The 19,705-nt window shown below is 72.5% G+C and carries 15 protein-coding genes; 4 read left to right on the plus strand and 11 right to left on the minus strand.

Annotated elements, in window-relative coordinates:
- Window positions 1-116: 116 nt before the first annotated feature.
- Genes ACFWUY_RS02420 through rsmH form a run of 10 tightly spaced genes read right to left on the minus strand, consistent with a single transcriptional unit; the run spans window position 117 to window position 12,789 of the window.
- Window positions 117-920: a cell division protein FtsQ/DivIB gene (locus ACFWUY_RS02420; RefSeq protein WP_384101114.1), complete on the minus strand. Its 804-nt coding sequence runs from the start codon at window positions 918-920 to the stop codon at window positions 117-119.
- 21 nt (window positions 921-941) lie between these two features.
- Entirely contained in the window at window positions 942-2,036 is a 1,095-nt protein-coding gene (gene murG / locus ACFWUY_RS02425) for an undecaprenyldiphospho-muramoylpentapeptide beta-N-acetylglucosaminyltransferase (RefSeq protein WP_125664549.1), read from the minus strand.
- Window positions 2,037-2,042: 6 nt separating this feature from the next.
- Entirely contained in the window at window positions 2,043-3,383 is a 1,341-nt protein-coding gene (ftsW, locus tag ACFWUY_RS02430) for a putative lipid II flippase FtsW (protein WP_384101117.1), read from the minus strand.
- A 55-nt stretch (window positions 3,384-3,438) separates the two neighbouring features.
- Window positions 3,439-4,878, minus strand: coding sequence for a UDP-N-acetylmuramoyl-L-alanine--D-glutamate ligase (gene murD, locus ACFWUY_RS02435; protein ID WP_384101119.1), 1,440 nt, complete (start codon window positions 4,876-4,878; stop codon window positions 3,439-3,441).
- A complete protein-coding gene (mraY, locus tag ACFWUY_RS02440) occupies window positions 4,860-5,930 on the minus strand; it encodes a phospho-N-acetylmuramoyl-pentapeptide-transferase (RefSeq protein ID WP_055601726.1) in 1,071 nt (356 codons plus the stop codon). Before mraY ends, murD begins: the two co-directional genes overlap by 19 nt.
- Complete coding sequence (gene murF / locus ACFWUY_RS02445) at window positions 5,927-7,351, minus strand: UDP-N-acetylmuramoyl-tripeptide--D-alanyl-D-alanine ligase (protein ID WP_384101121.1); 1,425 nt, start codon at window positions 7,349-7,351, stop codon at window positions 5,927-5,929. Before murF ends, mraY begins: the two co-directional genes overlap by 4 nt.
- A 4-nt stretch (window positions 7,352-7,355) precedes the next feature.
- A complete protein-coding gene (locus ACFWUY_RS02450) occupies window positions 7,356-9,050 on the minus strand; it encodes a UDP-N-acetylmuramoyl-L-alanyl-D-glutamate--2,6-diaminopimelate ligase (protein ID WP_384101123.1) in 1,695 nt (564 codons plus the stop codon).
- Window positions 9,051-9,066: 16 nt separating this feature from the next.
- Window positions 9,067-11,046, minus strand: coding sequence for a penicillin-binding transpeptidase domain-containing protein (locus ACFWUY_RS02455; protein WP_384101125.1), 1,980 nt, complete (start codon window positions 11,044-11,046; stop codon window positions 9,067-9,069).
- Window positions 11,047-11,053: 7 nt separating this feature from the next.
- Window positions 11,054-11,836: a septum formation initiator family protein gene (locus ACFWUY_RS02460; protein ID WP_384101127.1), complete on the minus strand. Its 783-nt coding sequence runs from the start codon at window positions 11,834-11,836 to the stop codon at window positions 11,054-11,056.
- Window positions 11,833-12,789: a 16S rRNA (cytosine(1402)-N(4))-methyltransferase RsmH gene (gene rsmH, locus ACFWUY_RS02465; RefSeq protein ID WP_384101129.1), complete on the minus strand. Its 957-nt coding sequence runs from the start codon at window positions 12,787-12,789 to the stop codon at window positions 11,833-11,835. The genes ACFWUY_RS02460 and rsmH overlap by 4 nt, the downstream gene beginning before the upstream one ends.
- 324 nt (window positions 12,790-13,113) lie before the next feature.
- Here rsmH and ACFWUY_RS02470 point away from each other — a divergent pair, with 324 nt between their 5' ends.
- From ACFWUY_RS02470 to ACFWUY_RS02485, 4 genes are all read left to right on the plus strand, one after another.
- Entirely contained in the window at window positions 13,114-13,674 is a 561-nt protein-coding gene (locus ACFWUY_RS02470; RefSeq protein ID WP_384101131.1) for a beta-class carbonic anhydrase, read from the plus strand.
- Window positions 13,675-13,818: 144 nt separating this feature from the next.
- Complete coding sequence (locus ACFWUY_RS02475) at window positions 13,819-14,835, plus strand: AAA family ATPase (protein ID WP_384101133.1); 1,017 nt, start codon at window positions 13,819-13,821, stop codon at window positions 14,833-14,835.
- Window positions 14,835-16,190: a DUF58 domain-containing protein gene (locus ACFWUY_RS02480; RefSeq protein ID WP_384101135.1), complete on the plus strand. Its 1,356-nt coding sequence runs from the start codon at window positions 14,835-14,837 to the stop codon at window positions 16,188-16,190. The genes ACFWUY_RS02475 and ACFWUY_RS02480 overlap by 1 nt, the downstream gene beginning before the upstream one ends.
- Entirely contained in the window at window positions 16,187-18,601 is a 2,415-nt protein-coding gene (locus ACFWUY_RS02485; protein ID WP_384101137.1) for a DUF3488 and DUF4129 domain-containing transglutaminase family protein, read from the plus strand. The genes ACFWUY_RS02480 and ACFWUY_RS02485 overlap by 4 nt, the downstream gene beginning before the upstream one ends.
- A gap of 556 nt (window positions 18,602-19,157) precedes the next feature.
- Here the strand turns inward: ACFWUY_RS02485 and ACFWUY_RS02490 are convergent.
- Window positions 19,158-19,562 carry a DUF3040 domain-containing protein gene (locus tag ACFWUY_RS02490; protein WP_351214675.1) on the minus strand — a complete coding sequence of 135 codons (405 nt, stop codon included), beginning with the start codon at window positions 19,560-19,562 and terminating at the stop codon, window positions 19,158-19,160.
- Window positions 19,563-19,705: the final 143 nt, after the last annotated feature.

Here is a 19,705-nt window from a genome sequence, read left to right on the forward strand (position 1 = left end):
TAAGTCGACAAGCGGCGCACGTTCAACGAACACGCCGAACCTCCCGTTTTTCTTTTCACCCTATGTGATCACCCGTAGCGCTGGCCAACCAGGGTGCTGGCCAGGGGCGATACCCGTCAACTTCCGGACGAGGCGGGCGCCGTGGGGGCACTTACATCGAAGTGCCCCGCTTTGGGAGTGGCCTTCATGAGCGCGGTGAGAACCCGGGCCTTGACCGGGCCGTGCTCGCCGCTGCCCCAGAAGACGGTGCGTCCCCCGGTCAGCTCCAGAGTGACGGAGTCGTACGAGGTGATGCGCACGACACGAGTGTTCCGGGCGATTTCCGCCGGGAGTTCACCCCGGACGCGGACCGCCTCGCGGAGCAGTCGGCCCGCGTCGAAGCGGCGCAGGCTCGGGGAGGAGGCGCTGTCGAGGGCGAGCCGGGGGACACCGGGAGGGGCTTTGTCGACGGTGGAGAACCGCACACCGGCCGCGTCCACTTCGATGAACTTTCCGCCCTTTTCCATGAGGAGAACGGGCTTTCGTTCCGTCACTTTCAGCCCGATTCCGTGCGGCCAGGACCGTGCGACGGTCACCGTCTCGATGCGCGGCAGCTTTTGCCGGAGCCGGGCCTCGATGGCGTCGGTGTCGACCGTGACGAGCGGGGCCCCCATCGGGACGGCGGCGACGGCCTCGATCTCACGCACGGTCAGGACCGCGGCGCCGGAAGTCTTCACACGTTCCACACGGAACCAGGCCGAGCCGTAGAGCGCCCAGACGCCACCGGCCACGAGGGCGAGGACGCCGAACGCGATCAGGAGCGTCCGGGTTCCAGGTGCCCGGAACCCTCGGTTCCGGGCACCCGTGCGGGACGGACCGCCCGACGACCCCTTCGACGTGCTCGCGCCGCTCTTCTCGGCGGTCGTCGGTCCGGCTGCCACGCTTCCCGCCTTTCGCGGCCGCTACGCCTGTCGGCGTGCGGCGATCGCCTCGTACACCATGCCGACGAGCAGGTCGTCGGCGTCCCGGCGGCCGAACTCGGCGGCGGCGCGGGACATCTCGTACAACCGGTGCGGATCGGCCAGTACGGGCAGGACGTTGCCCTGCACCCACTGCGGGGTCAGCTCCGCGTCGTCGACGAGGAGCCCACCGCCGGCCTTGACCACCGGCTGGGCGTTGAGCCGCTGTTCACCGTTGCCGATGGGCAGGGGGACGTACGCGGCGGGCAGCCCGACGGCGGACAGCTCGGCGACGGTCATCGCGCCCGCGCGGCAGAGCATCATGTCGGCGGCGGCGTACGCGAGATCCATCCGGTCCACGTACGGTACCGGCACGTAGGGCGGCATTCCGGGCATGTTGTCGACGCGCGGCATTTCGTTCTTCGGGCCGACCGCGTGCAGGATCTGGATGCCCGAGCGCTGGAGCACCGGGGCGACCTGCTGGACGACCTCGTTGAGCCGCCGGGCGCCCTGCGAGCCGCCCGAGACGAGGAGCGTCGGCAGGTTCGGGTCGAGCCCGAAGGCGGCGCGCGCCTCGGGGCGCACCCGTGCCCGGTCGAGGGTCGCGATGGTGTGCCGCAGCGGGATGCCGATGTAGCGGGCGTTGCGGAGCTTGCTGTCCGGGGTGGCGACGGCGACCCCGGCCGCGTATCGCGAACCGATCTTGTTGGCGAGGCCGGGCCTGGCGTTGGCCTCGTGGACCACGATCGGCACGCCGAGCCGCTTGGCCGCGAGGTAGCCGGGCAGCGCCACGTAGCCGCCGAAGCCCACCACGCAGTCCGCCTTGGTGCGTTCGAGGACCTGCTCGGCGGCCTTGATCGTGCCGCGCAGCCGCCCGGGGACGGTGATCAGCTCGGGGGTGGGCTTGCGGGGCAGCGGTACGGCGGGGATGAGGGCCAGCTCGTAGCCCCGCTCGGGCACGAGCCGGGTCTCCAGACCCTTCTCCGTGCCGAGCGCCGTGATCCCCACACTGGGGTCCTGCCTGCGCAGGGCGTCCGCGAGGGCCAGCGCCGGCTCGATGTGGCCGGCGGTCCCCCCGCCGGCGAGTACGACATGCACCGAAATTCACCGCTCTCCGGACGGGCGCTTCTTGACGCGCCGTCGCATCGACTTCCATCTCACCCCGGCCCGCTTACCCCAACCGGGGCGGCGCATGGCCAGGGCCGCTTTCGCGGCGGGTTCCTGTCGCGCGAAGGCGATGAGGAGCCCGACGGCGAACATGGTCGGCAGCAGGGCCGACCCACCGTAGGAGAACAACGGGAGCGGGACCCCGGCGATCGGCAGCAGACCGAGCACCGCACCGATGTTGATCACGGCCTGAGCCGTGATCCAGGTGGTCACACCTCCCGCGGCGAACCTCACGAAGGGGTCCTCCGTGCCTCCGGCCACGCGGATACCCGCATAGCCTAGAGCCGCGAACAGGGCGAGTACCGACAGCGTCCCCGCCAGACCCAGTTCCTCACCGGTGACCGCGAAGATGAAGTCGGTGTGCGCCTCGGGCAGTTGGCCCCATTTCTCGACGCTCGCACCGAGTCCGGAACCGAACCATCCGCCCGAGGCCAGAGCATAGATTCCGTGCGCGGCCTGGAGGCAGGGGGCTCCCTCTCCGCCGGGGTCGGTCGCTCCGATGCAGTCGAAGCGCTTCATCCGGTTGGGGCTCGTCTTGATCAGCAGGACGCCGATCGCGCCGGCCACCCCGAGCACCCCGACGAAGAGCCGGGTGGGTGCTCCGGCCGTCCACAGGAGGCCGAAGAGGATCGCGGCGAGGATGATCGAGGTGCCCAGGTCGCCGCCGAGCATGATCAGCCCGAGCAGCATGAAGGCGCCGGGAACCAGCGGCACCAGCATGTGCTTCCACTGGGTGAGCAGCTTCGTGTCGTGCTTGCGGGCGAGCAGGTCGGCCCCCCACAGGATCAGCGCCAGCTTGCCGAACTCGCTGGGCTGGAGCTGGAAGGGGCCGCCGAGGGAGATCCAGTTCTGGTTGCCGTTGACCGCGTGCCCTATCCCGGGGATCTGCACGAGCACCATCAGGAAGACCGCGCCGACCAGGATCGGGTAGGCGAGCGCCCGGTGCAGCTTGATCGGCATCCGGGAGGCGGCCAGGAGCAGTCCGGTGCCCAGGAGCGCGGCGAAGAACTGCTTCCGGAAGAAGTAGGACGGCACCAGGTCGTAGGTGAGCGCCGTGATCATCGAGGCGGAGTAGACCATCACGAGGCCGAGCGCGGTGATGAGCATCCCCGCGCCGCTGATCACGTAGTACGCCGTGAGCGGCCGGTCCCAGGCCTTCAGCGCCCGCCTGCGCAGGCCTCGCAGGCCTCCGCCGCGCGTCCGTCGCGGAACCGCGGGGGCCCGCCCCCCGCCGCGTACGGCGGACGGCCGGCGTGTCCCTGCGATCTTGCTCGGCATGGTCGCTGCCCCCTCCGGTCGTGCCCGGTCCGGCCGGACCTTCCCACTGGGCAGGTCAGGCGTCCCCGGTGGCGGCGAGGGCGCGGACCGCGTCCGCGAAGGCCTCGCCGCGCTTGTTGTAGTTGGTGAACATGTCCATCGAGGCGCAGGCCGGGGCGAGGAGCACCGTGTCCCCCGGGCGGGCGAGACGGGCCGCCTCGCGGACCGCCTCGGACATCGCCCCAGTGTCGGTCCGGTCGAGGTCCACCACCGGTACCTCCGGGGCGTGTCGCGCCAGGGCTTCGCGGATCAAGGCACGGTCGGCGCCGATCAGGACGGCCCCGCGCAAGCGCTTCGCCGACTTCTCCACGAGCTCGTCGAAGGTCGCGCCCTTGGCGAGGCCGCCGGCGATCCAGACGATCGGGTCGTAGGCGGCCAACGAGGCTTCCGCGGCGTGGGTGTTGGTGGCCTTGGAGTCGTCGACGTACGTGACTCCCTGGATCTCCTCGACCAGTTCGATGCGGTGCGGGTCGGGCCGGAAGGCCTTCAGCCCGTCCCGTACGGCCTTCGCGTCGACGCCGAAGGCGCGGGCGAGGGCGGCGGCGGCGAGGGCGTTGGCGATGTTGTGCGGGGCCGGCGGCTGGACGTCGGCGATCTCGGCGAGCTCCTGGGCGTTCTTCTGCCGGTTCGGGGCGAAGGCCCGGTCGACGAGGATGCCCTCGACGACGCCGAGTTCGGAGGGGCCGGGGGTGCCGAGGGTGAAGCCGATGGCCCGGCAGCCCTCCTCGACGTCGGCCTCGCGGACCAGGTCCTCGGTGGCCTTGTCGGCGACGTTGTAGACGCAGGCGACCTGGTTGCCCTCGTAGATCCGGCCCTTGTCGGCGGCGTACGCCTCCATGGAGCCGTGCCAGTCGAGGTGGTCGGGAGCCAGGTTGAGCACGGCGGCCGAGTGGACGCGGACGGACGGCGCCCAGTGCAGCTGGTAGCTGGACAGCTCGACGGCGAGCACGTCGTAGGTCTCGTCGCCGAGGACGGCGTCGAGGAGCGAGACGCCGATGTTGCCGACGGCGGCGGTCCGCAGTCCGGCCGCCTCCAGGATCGAGGCGAGCATCCGGACGGTCGTGGTCTTGCCGTTGGTGCCGGTGACCCCGAGCCAGGGGGCCGCGTCAGGGCCCCTGAGCCGCCAGGCGAGTTCGACGTCGCCCCAGATCTCCACGCCCGCCTCCGCGGCGGCCGTGAAGAGCGGCTTGTCGGGGCGCCAGCCGGGGGTGGTGACGATCAGCTCGGTACCGGTCGGCAGGGTCGCCCCGTCGCCGAGGCGGACGGTGATGCCCTCCGCCTCCAGTTCGGCGGCCTGGGCCCGGGAGCGCTCGTCGTCGCCGTCGTTGACGACGGTCACGACGGCGCCCAGACCGTGCAGGACGCGGGCGGCCGGGATGCCGGACACCCCGAGCCCCGCGACGGTGACGTTCTTGCCGGTCCAGTCGAGCTGTTCTGTCACTTTTCCGATGCCCATCCCGCGTAGAAGAGGCCCAGGCCCACGATCACGCACATGCCCTGGATGATCCAGAACCGGACGACGACAAGGACCTCGGACCACCCCTTGAGTTCGAAGTGGTGCTGGAGGGGTGCCATCCGGAAGACGCGCTTGCCGGTCATCTTGAACGAGCCGACCTGGATGACCACGGACATCGTGATCAGCACGAACAGGCCGCCGAGCAGGGCCAGCAGGAGCTCCGTACGGGAGCAGATGGCGAGACCGGCGAGCGCGCCGCCGAGGGCGAGCGAGCCGGTGTCACCCATGAAGATCTTGGCCGGCGAGGTGTTCCACCACAGGAAGCCGAAGCAGGAACCCATCAGCGCGGAGGCGACGACCGCGAGGTCGAGCGGGTCGCGCACCTCGAAGCAGGCGTTCGGGTTGGTCAGGGTCATGGCGTTCGCACAGGACTCCTGGAACTGCCAGAGCCCGATGAAGGTGTACGCGCCGAAGACCATCACCGAGGCGCCGGTGGCCAGGCCGTCCAGGCCGTCCGTCAGGTTCACGCCGTTGGACATGGCGAGGATCATGAAGAGCGCCCAGACCACGAAGAGCACCGGTCCGATGGACCAGCCGAAGTCCGTGATGAAGGAGAGCTTCTCGGAGGCGGGCGTGAGTCCGCGCAGGTCCGCGAACTGCAGCGACAGCACGGCGAAGGCGATGCCGACGATCAGCTGGCCGGCCATCTTCGCCTTGGCGCGCAGGCCCAGCGACCGCTGCTTGACGATCTTGATGTAGTCGTCGAGGAAGCCGACGAGGCCCATGCCGGCCATCAGGAACAGCACCAGGACGCCCGAGTACGTCGGGTCCTCACCGGTGATGACCTTGGCCAGGGCGTACGCGATGAGCGTGGCCAGGATGAAGGAGATGCCGCCCATGGTGGGCGTGCCCTTCTTCCCGGCGTGGCCGCGCGGGCCGTCGTCGCGGATGAACTGCCCGTATCCCTTGCGGGCGAGCAGCTTGATCAGCAGCGGCGTGCCGATCAGGGTCAGGAAGAGCCCGATGGCCCCCGCGAAGAGGATCTGCCTCATCGGCCGGTGACCTCGCCCTCGGTGTCGAGGAGAGCCAGGGCGACCTGTTCGAGACCGACCGACCTGGAAGCCTTCACAAGGACGACGTCCCCCGGGCGCAGCTCACTGCGCAACAGGTCGACAGCCGCCTGCGCGTCGGACACGTGCACCGACTCCTCACCCCACGAACCCTCGTTATATGCGCCCAGTTGCAGCCAGGACGCTTCCCTGTCCCCGACCGCGACGAGCTTGCTGACGTTGAGCCGGACGGCGAGCCGTCCGACCGCGTCGTGCTCGACGAGCGATGCGTCACCGAGCTCGGCCATCTTGCCGAGCACCGCCCACGTACGAGCCCCTCGGGCCTGTGCGGCCCTTCCCATGGCCGCGAGCGCGCGCAGGGCGGCTCGCATGGACTCGGGGTTCGCGTTGTAGGCGTCGTTGACGATCGTCACGCCGTCCGGACGCTCGGTGACCTCCATGCGCCAGCGCGACAGGGTGCCGGCCTCGGAGAGCGCGGTGGCGATCTCTTCGACAGGCATGCCCAGCTCGTGCGCGACGGCGGCCGCTGCGAGCGCGTTCGACACGTGGTGCTCACCGTACAGGCGCAAGGTCACGTCGCTGCACCCGGTGGGTGTGTGAAGACGGAAAGAGGGCTGTCCGGCGGCTGTGAGGTGGACGTTCTCGGCCCGTACGGCCGCTTCGTCCGCTTCGCCGAACAGGATCACGCGGGCCTTGGTGCGGCTCGCCATCGCGCGGACGAGCGGGTCGTCGGCGTTGAGGACCGCCACCCCGCCCTCCTCGGCCGACGGCAGCGCCTCGACCATCTCGCCCTTGGCCTGGGCGATCTGCTCCCGGCCGCCGAACTCGCCGATGTGAGCGGTGCCCACGTTGAGGACGAGGCCGATCCGCGGCGGGGTGAGGCCGGTGAGGTAGCGGATGTGCCCGATGCCGCGGGCGCCCATCTCCAGGACCAGGTGCCGGGTCTCGTCGCTCGCGCGGAGCGCGGTCAGCGGCAGGCCGATCTCGTTGTTGAGCGAACCGGGCGTCCACACGGTGGGCGCGTGCCGGTCGAGGACCTGGGCGATCAGGTCCTTGGTGGAGGTCTTGCCCGCCGAGCCGGTGAGGGCGACGACATCGGTGCCGAGCCGTTCGACGACCGCCCGGGCGAGGGCCCCGAGCGCGGTCTGGACGTCGTCCACGACGAGGGCGGGGACGCCGACGGGGCGGGTGGCGAGCACCGCCACCGCGCCCGCGGCGACGGCGCGTTCCGCGTAGTCGTGGCCGTCGACGTGCTCACCGGCGAAGGCCGCGAAGAGGCTGCCGGCCCGCACCTCGCGGGAGTCGATGACGACGGGCCCGGTGATCCGGGCGGCCGGATCCGGTATGTCGTGCGCCTGCCCGCCGACGATTTCGGCGATCTCGGCGAGGGAGAGGGCGATCACTGCTTCATCCCTGACTGTTCTGGTGGCTGTTCTCGTGACTGGCTTCGCCCGGGACGGCCCGGGTGGCGTTCTGTTCGAGGATCGCCGCGCGCAGGACCTCGCGGTCGTCGAAGGGGCGGACCACTCCGGCGATCTCCTGGCCCTGTTCGTGGCCCTTGCCTGCGACCAGGACGGTGTCGCCGGGCCGCGCGCGGGCGACGGCGGCCGCGATGGCGGCGGCCCGGTCGGGTTCGACCAGGACGGCGCCGCGCTCCCCCGCCGGCACGTCCGCGGCGCCCGCGAGCATGGCGGTGAGGATCGCGAGCGGGTCCTCGGAGCGGGGGTTGTCGGAGGTGAGGACGGCGGTGTCGGCGAGCCGGGCGGCGGCGGCGCCCATCGGGCCGCGCTTGGTGGTGTCCCGGTCGCCGCCGCAGCCGATGACCACGTGCAGGCTGCCCTCGGTGACCTCGCGCAGGGAGCGCAGGACCGATTCGACGGCGTCCGTCTTGTGCGCGTAGTCGACGACCGCGAGGTACGGCTGGCCGGCGTCGACCCGCTCCAGGCGGCCCGGTACGCCGGGGACGGCGGCGACGCCCTCGGCTGCGCTCTTGGGGTCGACGCCCGCGGCGGCGAGGGTGGCGATCGCGGCGAGGGTGTTGGCGACGTTGAACGGGCCGGGCAGCGGGGCGGTGGCGGGGATCCGCACGCCCTCCGGGCCGACGGCGGTGAACGTCGAGTCGTGGGAGCCGAGGACGACGTCCTCGGCGCGCCAGTCGGCGTCGGCGCGGCCCGCGGCGGAGAAGGTGACGACCGGGACGGTCGCCTCCTTCACGAGCCTGCGGCCGTACTCGTCGTCGAGGTTGACCACACCGAGGCGGCTGCGCTCGGGCGTGAAGAGCCCGGCCTTCGCCCGGAAGTAGTCGTCCATGTCGGAGTGGAACTCCATGTGCTCCGGGCTGAGGTTGTTGAAGACGGCGACGTCGAAGACGCAACCGTCGACCCGGCCGAGCACGAGGGCGTGGCTGGAGACCTCCATGGCGACCGCGTCGACGCCGCGCTCGCGCATGACGGCGAAGAGCGCCTGGAGGTCGGTGGCCTCGGGGGTGGTCCGCTCCGACTTGATGCGCTCGTCCTCGATCCGCGTCTCGACGGTGCCGACGAGCCCGGTGCGGTGTCCGGCGCCACGCAGTCCGCCTTCGACGAGGTAGGCGGTGGTGGTCTTGCCTGAGGTGCCGGTGATGCCGATCTGGAGGAGGTCGGCGCCGGGCCGTCCGTAGATCTCGGCGGCGAGTTCGCCCATCCGGCCGCGCGGATTCTCGACGACCAGGACCGGCAGGTCGGTCGCGGCGGCGCGCTCGGCGCCCGCCGGGTCGGTGAGGATCGCGGCGGCTCCGAGTCCGGCGGCCTGGGCGACGAAGTCGGCGCCGTGGAGGCGGGCGCCGGGCAGGGCGGCGTACACGTCGCCGGGGCGCACGGCCCGCGAGTCGTGGGTGATGCCCGAGATCTCGGCGTCCCGGGGGGCGTCGACCCCCAGGTACGCGGCCAGGACGCCCAGGGGTGTCGGGCGGGCCTGCTCCGGCCGGGGCGGGGCGGTTCGGTACTGATCAGCGTGTGGCACGGCGGTGAGCGTACCGGGCCCACCCTGTGAGGGGCCAAAACGGCCCGGGGCCTCGCCGGAGTTCGATTTCCGGTTCCCGGAATGGGGGGTGATCGTTGTCACTGGTGCTCCCGGAGTGTCACGGGGTGGGGTCGGAGAAGACCGGCAGTCGGGCGGGCTCGCTGCCCGTGGGGGCGATGTGGAGGGTCTTGAGGGCGAACTCCATGACCTTCTTGTAGATGGGACCGCAGATCTGGCCGCCGAAGTAGCTGCCCTTGGTGGGGTTCTGGATGGCGCAGTAGACGGTGACCCGCGGGTCGTCGGCGGGGGCGAAGCCGGCGAAGGAGGCGGTGTAGCCCTTGTAGCGGCCGAGTTCGGGGTCGACGCGGTTGGCGGTACCGGTCTTGCCGGCGACGCGGTAGCCGGGGATGGCCGCCCTGGTGCCGGTGCCCTCCCGGTCGTCGACGACGGACTCCAGCATCGTGGCGAGGGTGTCGGCGGTCTTCTCGCTGACGACGCGGGTCTCCTTGGGCGTGGGGGCGGGTGAGAAGCGCCCGTCGGGCCCCTTGGTGCCGCGTACGAGGGTCGGTTCGACGCGTACGCCGCCGTTGGCGATGGTCGAGTACACGGAGGCGGCCTGCAGGGCGTTGACGGAGAGGCCCTGGCCGAAGGGGATCGTGTACTGCTGCGAGGTGGACCAGTCCTGGGGCTTGGCGAGGATGCCGGCGGTCTCGCCCGGGTAGTTCAGGCCGCTGGGGCTGCCGATGCCGAACTTGCGCAGATAGCCGTGGAGGACCCGGTTGGACTCGGCCTGGGTGGCGCCGAGCCGGCCGGTGGCGAGGATGGTGCCGATGTTGCTGGACTTGGCGAGGACGCCGTTGAGGGTCAGGTACCAGGTCTTGTGGTCGACGTCGTCCTTGAAGAGCCGGTCGCCGCGGTGGAGCCGGTTGGGGACGGTGACATGGGTGTCGGGGGCCGCCTTGCCCTCCTCCAGGACGGCGGCCATGGACATGACCTTGCTGGTGGAGCCGGGCTCGTAGGCGTCCTGGAGGGCCGCGTTGCCCATGGAGGCGGCGTTCGCGGCGGAGAGGTCGTTGGGGTCGAAGCCGGGGGCGTTGGCCATGGCGAGGACCTCGCCGGTCCTGGTGTTCTGCACGATGACGTAACCCCGGTCGGCCCTGGACTTCCTCACCTGCTCGGTGATGGCCTGCTGGGCGGCCCACTGGATGTCCCGGTCGATGGTCAGCTCGATGTCGGAGCCGGGAACGGCGGGGGTGCCCTGGGAGCCCGCGGTGGGGACCTGCCGGCCGCCGGACTGGGTGAAGCGGATCTTGCCGTCCTTGCCGGCGAGCTGGGGGTCGAGCATGGACTCCACGCCGCCCGCTCCCTTGCCCTCGGCGTTGACGTACCCCAGTATCCCGGCGGCGAGTTCGCCGTTCGGGTAGACGCGCTTGGTGCTGGGCTCGCTGAGGATGCCGCCGAGGAGGTTGACGCCGTTGCCGCCGGCGGCCTGGGCCTTCTGCCCGTAGACCTTCCTGAGGTCCTTGATCTGGTTCCAGACCTGCGGGGTCTGCTTGCGGGCGAGCAGGGTGTAGCGGGACTTGGGGGTACGGAGCTTCTTCGCGAGCTCCGCGGGCTCCTTGCCGAGGAGCGGGGCGAGGAGGGCGGCGGCCTGCTCGGGCGCGTCGGGGACCTTGGACTCCTCGGGGGTGAAGAGCTTGGGGTCGGCCGTGATGTCGTACGCGTCGACGCTGGCGGCGAGCGCGATGCCGTTGCGGTCGGTGATCTCGCCCCGCTCGGCGGAGAGCGTGTACTCCTGGAAGCGGTACTTGTCGGCCTTCGCCGCGTACGCGCCGGCGTCGACGGCCTGGACCTGGAGCAACCGCACCACGAAGGCCAGCATGACGAGGGTCAGACCGAGGGAGACCAGGCGCAGCCGGGGCCGCGGGCTGCCGAGCCGGATCGTGCGGGGCTGCCTGGCCGGCGGCCGGGGCGCGGTCCGCTTCGCGGCCGGGCGCGGGGCGGGGCGGGACGGGCGGGCTCCGGCGGAGGCGGGCCTGGGGCGCGCGGGCCGGGCGGGGCCGGGGACGCGGCGGCGCGGGGGCTCCTTGGGGGGCACTGCTCGGTCACCTGCCGGAGGTCGTCGGAGCGGGGGCGGAGGGGCCGGTGGGGGCGGCGGTAGCACGGGTCCCGGTGGCGGACCGGGCGGTGTCGGACCGGGCGGTGTCGCCGGTCGAGGTGCCGGACCAGGTGGTGCCGCCGGTCGGGGTGCCGGTCGCCGTGGCTCCGGTCAGCGTGTCAATCCCGACGCCTGCCACGATGCCGGGCGTGTCGGTTCCCGTGGCCCCGGTGGTCGTGGCGATGCCGATGCCCGTGGCGGCCCCGGCGCCCGTGACGGCACCGGTGCTCGCGGCGGTGTCCACGCCCGTGGCCGCCGCGCCGGCGGCGGTCCCCGACGCGTCGGCGCGCGCCCCGGGCTCCGGGGAGCCCGTAAAGGCCGACGGCGTGACCGACGCGCCGGCCGTGGGGCTCGGCTTCGGCGCCACCGCGACCGAGGGCTCGCCGAGCACCTTGCCGTCGGGCCCCAGGAAGGCCGGGCTGCCGCCCGGGACCATGCCGAGCTCGCGGGCCCGCCGCTCCAGCGCGTCGGGGGCCGCGTAGTCGTCGACGTCCCGCTGGAGCGCCTGCTCCTCGTCGGTGAGCTCGGTGGTCCTGTCCTTGAGCTCGTTGAGCTGGAAGGAACCCTGGTTGAGGGCCGAGTTCAGCAGCAGCAGGCTGATCAGGCCACCGCCGAGCAGCACCACGACGAGGAGGACGAAGGGGGTGCGGGCGGCCGAGCTGGGCCCCGACGGCATGAGCCGTCCGAGCCGCGCGGCCCGCCCTTTGAGCGGCCCCTTCGCCGTACTCACAGGACGTCTTCCCTGATCCGTTCGGCGCCCCTGAGCCGGGCCGGGGCGGCGCGCCGGTTCTCGGCCACCTCCTCCTCGGTGGGCAGCTCGGCGCCCCGGGTGAGCAGCTTCAGACGCGGCTGGTACTTCTCCGGGACGACCGGCAGGCCGGGCGGGGCGGTGGTCGCCGCGCCGGCCGCGAAGACCTGCTTGACCAGCCGGTCCTCCAGGGAGTGGTACGAGAGGACGGCGATGCGGCCGCCGACGCCGAGGGCCTTCACGGCCGCCGGAATCGCCCGCTCCAGGACGGTCAGCTCGCCGTTGACCTCGATGCGCAGGGCCTGGAAGGTGCGCTTGGCCGGGTTGCCGCCGGTCCGCTTGGCGGCCTGCGGCAGCGAGTCGCGGATGAGCTCGACGAGCCGGGCACTGTTGCTGAACGGCTCCTTCTCGCGCTCGCGCACGATCGCGGAGACGATCCGCTTGGCCTGCTTCTCCTCGCCGTACGCGCGGAGGATGCGGACCAGCTCGCCGGGCGGGTAGGTGTTGAGGACCTCGGCCGCGCTGATGCCGGTCGTCTGGTCCATGCGCATGTCGAGCGGGGCGTCCTGGGCGTAGGCGAAGCCGCGGTCGGCCTCGTCCAGCTGCATGGAGGAGACGCCCAGGTCGAAGAGGACGCCGTCGACCGTGCGGAGGCCGAGCCGGTCGAGGACCTCGGGCAGCTCGTCGTACACGGCGTGGACGAGGGTGGCGCGCTCCCCGTACGGGGCGAGCCGCTCGCCGGAGAGCCGCAGGGCCTCCTTGTCCCGGTCGAGGGCGACGAGCCGCGCCTCGGGGAACCGCTTCAGGAGTGCCTCGCTGTGGCCGCCGAGGCCCAGGGTGCAGTCGACGACGACCGCGCCGGGGCGCTCCAGAGCGGGGGCCAACATGTCCAGGCACCGCTGGAGCATGACCGGGACGTGTCGGTCGTTGCTCAATGCGCCCTCTCAGATCCGGCGCGGAGGTACGGGCGAGCGGGAGGAGGCCGAGCCGTAGGTACCGCCGCACACACGGGGGAGAAACCGCGGAAATCGCTCGTTGTCTCCGTGAACTTCGCGTCACTTTAGTCCACGGGACCCGCCGGTCAACCAACCGGCTGGCGCGTCGCACGGCGCCGGGGCCCGGGCCGGACATTCCGGACGGCTCGCCCGTTCTGGCCGCGTCGCCGACGCCTGTGGGTTAGCTCACAACAAGACTCAATGGCGTTCTTTGTCCCCTCTCACAGCGAGCCTGGAAGGTCTGTGACCATTAACGTCGGATTCATGTCGACCTCCACGCACTCCTCCGCCGACGCCGTGCGCACCGCCGGCTCGGTCACCGACCGTCTCGTCGAGGCGAACGCACGCTACGCCGCCGACTTCACCGACCCCGGCATGGACGCGCGGCCCGTGCTGGGCGTCGCCGTCGTCGCCTGCATGGACGCCCGTCTCGACCTCCACGCGGCCCTCGGCCTCGAACTCGGCGACTGCCACACCATCCGCAACGCGGGCGGCGTGGTCACCGACGACGTGATCCGTTCGCTCACCATCAGCCAGCGGGCCCTCGGCACCCGCAGCGTGGTGCTGATCCACCACACCGGCTGCGGCCTGGAGTCCCTCACCGAGGAGTTCCGGCACGAGCTGGAGATGGAGGTCGGTCAGCGGCCGGCCTGGGCGGTCGAGTCCTTCCGCGACGTCGACCAGGACGTCCGGCAGTCGATGCAGCGGGTGCGGACCTCCCCCTTCCTGCTGCACGCCGACGACGTCCGCGGCTTCGTCTTCGACGTGAAGACGGGTCTGCTGCGCGAGATCGACCCGTCGGACGGCCCCGCCGACCAGGCTTAAACACCCAAAGCCCGGCATTTCCCTCGCACTTGTCCACAGGCGAGTGACACGACCCGGCCATGCGAACAAGAATGCTCGGGTGACACCCCCCGAAGTTCTCACCGGGGGCAGGTGTCCGTGTTCCGGAAGGCCGAGGAGGGCCGGGTGACGACCTATGACGATCGAGCGAGCCTCGCTGATCTGACCACCACTGTGGATCGAGTCCGCAGATCGGTGGAGAGTGTGATCGAGGGCAAGCCCGAGGTCGTACGGCTTTCGCTGACCGTGCTGCTCGCCGAGGGACACCTCCTCATCGAGGATGTCCCCGGCGTCGGCAAGACCATGCTCGCCAAGACCCTGGCCCGGTCCATCGACTGCTCGGTGCGCCGCATCCAGTTCACGCCCGACCTGCTGCCCTCGGACGTCACCGGCGTGTCGATCTTCGACCAGCAGCGGCGTGACTTCGAGTTCAAGCCGGGCGCGATCTTCGCGCAGATCGTGATCGGCGACGAGATCAACCGCGCCTCGCCGAAGACCCAGTCCGCGCTCCTGGAGTCCATGGAGGAGCGCCAGGTCACCGTCGACGGCCAGACGTACGAGCTGCCCAGCCCGTTCATGGTGGTCGCCACGCAGAACCCGGTCGAGATGGAGGGCACCTACCCGCTGCCCGAGGCCCAGCGCGACCGCTTCATGGCCCGGGTCTCCATCGGCTACCCGAGCGCCGAGGCCGAGCTCCAGATGCTCGACGTCCACGGCTCGGTCTCCCCCCTCGACGACCTCCAGCCGGTCGCCCACGCCCACGACATCCTGAAGCTGATCGAGGCGGTGCGCGCGGTCCACGTCGCCGACGCCGTACGCCGGTACGCGGTCGACATCGTCTCCGCCACCCGCACCCACGCCGACCTGCGGCTCGGCGCCTCCCCCCGGGCCACGCTCCACCTGCTGCGGGCCGCCAAGGCCTCCGCCGCGCTCAGCGGCCGCGAGTACGTGCTGCCCGACGACCTCCAGGCCCTCGCCGCGCCGGTCCTCGCCCACCGGCTGCTGCCGACGGCGCAGGCCCAGCTGAACCGCCGTACCTCCGAGCAGGTCGTCCAGGACATCCTGCAGCGGACCCCCGTCCCGGCCGCGGCCCCGCCCGCCGGACCGCTCTACGGCCAGCAGCCCGGCGCCCGGCGGCTGTGATGGGAGGCGCTGCCGTGCCGGACGGTCAGCGGGACGACGAGGACGACCGGGGCGGTCTGCGGGCCGCCCTCGGCGGTCTCACCACCCGTGGCCGCTCCTTCCTCGCCGCCGGGGTGGCCGCCGCCGTCTGCGCGTACGTCCTCGGCCAGGCCGACCTGCTGCGCGTCGGGCTGCTGCTCGCCACGCTGCCGCTGATCTGCGTCCTCGTGCTGCACCGCACCCGCTACCGGGTCGCGACCTCCCGCCGGCTCACCCCCCAGCGGGTGGAGGCGGGCACCGAGGCCCGGGTCCAGCTGCGGATGGAGAACGTCTCCAAGCTGCCCACCGGGCTGCTCATGCTCCAGGACCACGTGCCGTACATGCTGGGGCCCCGCCCCCGCTTCGTCCTCGACCGGGTCGAGGCGGGCGGCCGGCGCGAGGTGTCCTACCGGGTCCGCTCCGACCTGCGCGGCCGTTTCCCGCTCGGCCCGCTCCAGCTGCGGCTCAACGACCCCTTCGGGATGTGCGAGCTGACCCGTTCCTTCAGCGCGTACGACACCCTCACCGTCGTACCGAGGACCGAGGCCCTGCCGCAGGTCAAGCTCGCCGGTGAGGCCTCGGGGTACGGCGACGGACGGCAGCGCTCGCTCGCCCTCGCCGGCGACGACGACATCATCCCGCGCGCCTACCGCCACGGTGACGACCTGCGCCGGGTGCACTGGCGCTCCACCGCCCGCTACGGCGAGCTGATGGTCCGCCGCGAGGAGCAGCCGCAGCGGGCACGCTGCACCGTCCTCCTCGACACCCGCCGGGTCGCCTACCAGGGCGCGGGTCCCGACTCCGCCTTCGAGTGGGCGGTCTCCGGCGCCGCCTCCTCCCTGGTGCACATGCTGGAACGCGGCTACGCCGTCCGGCTCGTCACCGACACCGGCAGCGCGGTGCCCGGCGAGGGCGCCGAGGGCTTCGGCGGCTCGGCACAGGACTCGGCCGAGTCCGCCGGCCTGATGATGGACACCCTCGCGATCGTCGACCACTCCGAGGGCGGCGGTCTCTCCCGCGCCTCCGACGTGCTGCGCGGCGCCGACGAGGGACTGCTCATCGCCTTCCTCGGCGACCTCGACGAGGAGCAGGCGGCCCTCACCGCCCGGATGCGCGGCCGCGCCGGCGCGGCCGTCGCCTTCGTCCTGGACTCCGGGACCTGGCTGACCGGCGGCTCGGTCGCCGGTGCCGTAGACGCCCGGGTACGGCAGCTCCGAGAGGCGGGCTGGACGGCGCTGGCCGTACCGCCCGGGGCACGGCTCGCCGACCTGTGGCAGCAGGCGGCCGGAGTCCGCGCGGAGTCCGCCACCGCCGACACCTACGGAGGATGGTCATGAGCGGGCGCGCACGGCTGACCCTGGCCGCCTGGGGCGCCACCCTGATGGGGGCGGGGGCGCTGCTCCCCCTCGTGAAGCCGGCGACCTGGATCTTCACGGCGGCCTTCGTCCTCGCCCTGGTGAGCGGAGTGGGCGCGCTGGCCAGGCGGGCACCGCTCGCCCGGCCGCTGACCCTGTTCGCCCAGGTCGCCGTCGCGCTGCTCGCGCTGACCGTGATCTTCGCCCGCGAGCAGGCGGTCCTCTGGTTCCTCCCCGGCCCCCAGGCCCTCGCGCACGCCGCCGAACTGTTCCGGGCGGGCGCCGAGGACGTCGGCCGGTACGCGATCCCCGCGCCGGACACCGAGGGCATCCGGCTCATGCTGGTCGGCGGCGTCCTCGCGATCGGCCTGCTCGTCGACACCCTCGCGGTCAGCTTCCGCAAGGCCGCCCCGGCCGGTCTTCCGCTGCTCGCCCTGTACTCGGTGGCGGCCGGACTCTCCGGCGGCGGCGCGGGCTGGCTCTGGTTCCTGCTCGCGGCCTCCGGCTATCTGCTGCTGCTCCTCGCGGAGGGCCGCGACCGGCTCTCCCAGTGGGGGCGGGTCTTCGGCGGCGCCCAGCGCTCCGGCCGGCCCGGCACGACCGTCGGAAGCGGCGGTCCCGCCTTCGCCCCGGCCCGCACGGGCCGCCGGATCGGCGCGGTGGCCATGGGCGTGGCCCTGGTGGTTCCGCTCGCCCTGCCCGGCTTCACCGGCGGACTGTTCGGGGGCGGCGACGGCACCGGCACCGGGGGCGTCGGCAAGGGCGGCACGATCTCGGCCGTGAACCCGCTGGTCTCCCTCCAGGACAATCTGCGCCAGCAGGAGGACCGGGAGGTCCTGCGCTACCGGACCAACGCCCGCGACACCTCCGGCATGTATCTGCGGCTCGTCGCGCTCGACCAGTTCGACGGCACCTCGTGGAAGTCCGCGGTCCGCCCGATCGAGGACGTGCCCAGGCAGCTGCCCTGGCCGCAGGGGCTCTCGCAGGACGTCGAGATCAACGAGGTGACCAGCAACTTCGTCGCCTCCGACGGCTACGAGCAGAAGTGGCTGCCCATGCCGTACCCGGCCGGCCGCGTCGACATCGACGGACGCTGGCGGTACGAGCCGGCCGGCCGGATGCTCGTCGGCGACGACAAGCAGACCACCCGGGGCGCCCGCTACCAGGTCACCAGCCTGGACGTACGGCCGACGTCGGAGCAGCTGGCCGGGGCCGGACCCGCCCCGGAGAAGCTGCGCGGCGAGTACACCAAGGTCCCGGCCTCGCTCCCGGCCGATGTGCGGGCGACCGCGCTGCGGATCACCCAGGGCGCGCGCAACGACTACGAGCAGGCGGTGAAGCTCCAGGACTGGTTCGCCCGGGACGGCGGCTTCCGCTACGACGTCGATGTGGAGTCCGGCACCGGGGTGCAGGCGATCTCCCGGTTCCTGAAGGACAAGGAGGGCTTCTGCGTCCACTTCTCCTTCTCCATGGCGGCGATGGCCCGCTCGCTCGGCATCCCGGCCCGGGTCGCCGTGGGCTTCATGCCGGGCACGACGCAGACCGACGGATCGGTCTCGGTCGGCATCCGGGACGCCCACGCCTGGCCCGAGCTGTACTTCGAGGGCGCCGGGTGGACGCGGTTCGAGCCGACCCCCTCGCGGGGCTCCACCCCCGCGTACACCCGGGAGAGCACGCCCTCCGGTACGGCCACCGGTCCCGCGCAGCCCCAGCAGAGCGCCTCGGCGCAGCCGTCCGCCGCGCCGAGCGCCTCGGAGAGCTGCACCCCGCAGATGCGGAGGCTCGGTGACTGCGGTCCGGACGCGGCGGTGGCCGGTGCGGAGACGGGAGGCTCGGGTCCGAACCCCCTGACGGTGGTCCTCCTGACCCTCGGGGCCCTGGTCCTGCTCTCCCTTCCCCTCCTCCCCCTGCTCTGGCGGACCCGGGTACGGGCCCGGCGGATCGGCTCGGAGGGGGCACGCGGTCCCGAGGAGACGGCGGCACGGACGCTCGCGGTCTGGCGGGAGATCAACGACACCGCCTGGGACTACGGGGTCGAGCCGGACGAGTCGCGGACGCCGAGGAACACGGCGGCGCGGATCGTCCGCCTCGGCGAGCTGCGGGACGAGGCGGCGGACGCGGTGCACCGGGTGGCTCGGGCGGTGGAGGAGGTGCTGTACGCGCCCCGCCCGCGTCCGGTCGCGGGCCTGGCGGACGAGGCCGCCCGGGTCAGGGCGGGCTTCCACGCCTCCGCCGACCGGCGCGCCCGGCTCAGGGCGACGCTGGCGCCGCGCTCGGCGGTCCGGCTCCGTTGGGCGGCGTCGGCCCGCTGGTCGGAGACGTCGATGGGCTGGTCGGTACGCCGCCACGCCCTGACGACCCGCTTCCGCCGCACCACCCCGAACCCGAGCTGACCCCCCTTCCCCGGGGGCACGCGTCGGGGCCCGGAGGGGCGGACGTCCGCCCCTCCGGGCAGGCCCGCCCGCCCGAAGCGACCGCCCCGCTGCTCCGGGCCCCCGTGTGGGCAATCGTCCCGCAGGGCGGGACGGGTGGGCACACGGGACGGCGCCCTCGGCGGGCGCCTCCGCCCCTTGTGCCGGGACCCGCATCACCAGCGGCGGTGCACCCGGGGTGCGGGCTGCACGAACTGTGCGGCGCCCGCCGGGTGCGGGTTCGGGCGCGAAAGCCTGGGCCCGGCAGGGGGCACCGTTCCGTTGTGCCCACCCTCTCCCAAGCTCCCGGCTTCGCTCGAGCAGGGGGGACCCCCATCGCCCCAGCGGAACAGATGCCCACAACGGGGTGGGCGCCGCCCAGCGGGGTGCGTGCCCGCAACGGGGTGGGCGGCGGCTGGCGCCCGGCCGTAACAGGGTGGGCGTCGTGTCGGCGGGGGCTCGGGAGGTACGACAGAGCCCCGCGGGGGTCCCGCGGGGCTCTGTCACGTAGGGGCGCGGGGCTACCGCTCGGCCGCCGTCAGTGGCCGCCGCCCTGCTGCTCGTCGCGGCGGCGCTGCCACCGCTCTTCGATCCTGTTCATCATGGAGCGTCGCTGCCGGGTCTGACGGCCACCGGCCGCCACCCCACCCTTGGCCTGCTGCTCGCCCGGCTTCGGCGCCTTGCGCCATCCGGTGACCGCCAGGACCGCGCAGCCCAGCATGACGAGGAACCCCACCACGCTGATCCAGATCTGCTGTGCGACCATTCCGGCCATGAGGAGCGCGATACCCACCAGGAAGCCGGCGACTGCCTGGTAGACCCGTCGCCGGGTGTACGTACGCAGTCCGCTTCCCTCGAGCGCTGTCGCGAACTTGGGGTCTTCGGCGTACAGCGCTCGCTCCATCTGCTCGAGCATTCGCTGCTCGTGCTCCGAGAGCGGCACGGAGTCCTCCTAGTCGTCGGTCGCGGGGGCGACCGGTTTGCGGCCCTTTCAGGATAGGCAGGGAATCGCCCCCGTGAAACCCGCCCTCAATGCCGAATAGCCAATCCGGGCCGCCATGCGGATCGGTTGCTGAGGCGTTGATT

The organism is Streptomyces sp. NPDC058664 (genome assembly GCF_042716635.1).
Classification (GTDB): domain Bacteria; phylum Actinomycetota; class Actinomycetes; order Streptomycetales; family Streptomycetaceae; genus Streptomyces.

Coding starts and splice junctions, on each gene's coding strand:
- ftsW (WP_384101117.1), bottom strand. CDS start 3,383: ATGCCGAGCAAGATCGCAGGGACACGCCGGCCGTCCGCCGTACGCGGC.
- ACFWUY_RS02480 (WP_384101135.1), top strand. CDS start 14,835: ATGGGAGGCGCTGCCGTGCCGGACGGTCAGCGGGACGACGAGGACGAC.
- mraY (WP_055601726.1), bottom strand. CDS start 5,930: ATGAGGCAGATCCTCTTCGCGGGGGCCATCGGGCTCTTCCTGACCCTG.
- ACFWUY_RS02485 (WP_384101137.1), top strand. CDS start 16,187: ATGAGCGGGCGCGCACGGCTGACCCTGGCCGCCTGGGGCGCCACCCTG.
- ACFWUY_RS02470 (WP_384101131.1), top strand. CDS start 13,114: ATGTCGACCTCCACGCACTCCTCCGCCGACGCCGTGCGCACCGCCGGC.
- murD (WP_384101119.1), bottom strand. CDS start 4,878: ATGGGCATCGGAAAAGTGACAGAACAGCTCGACTGGACCGGCAAGAAC.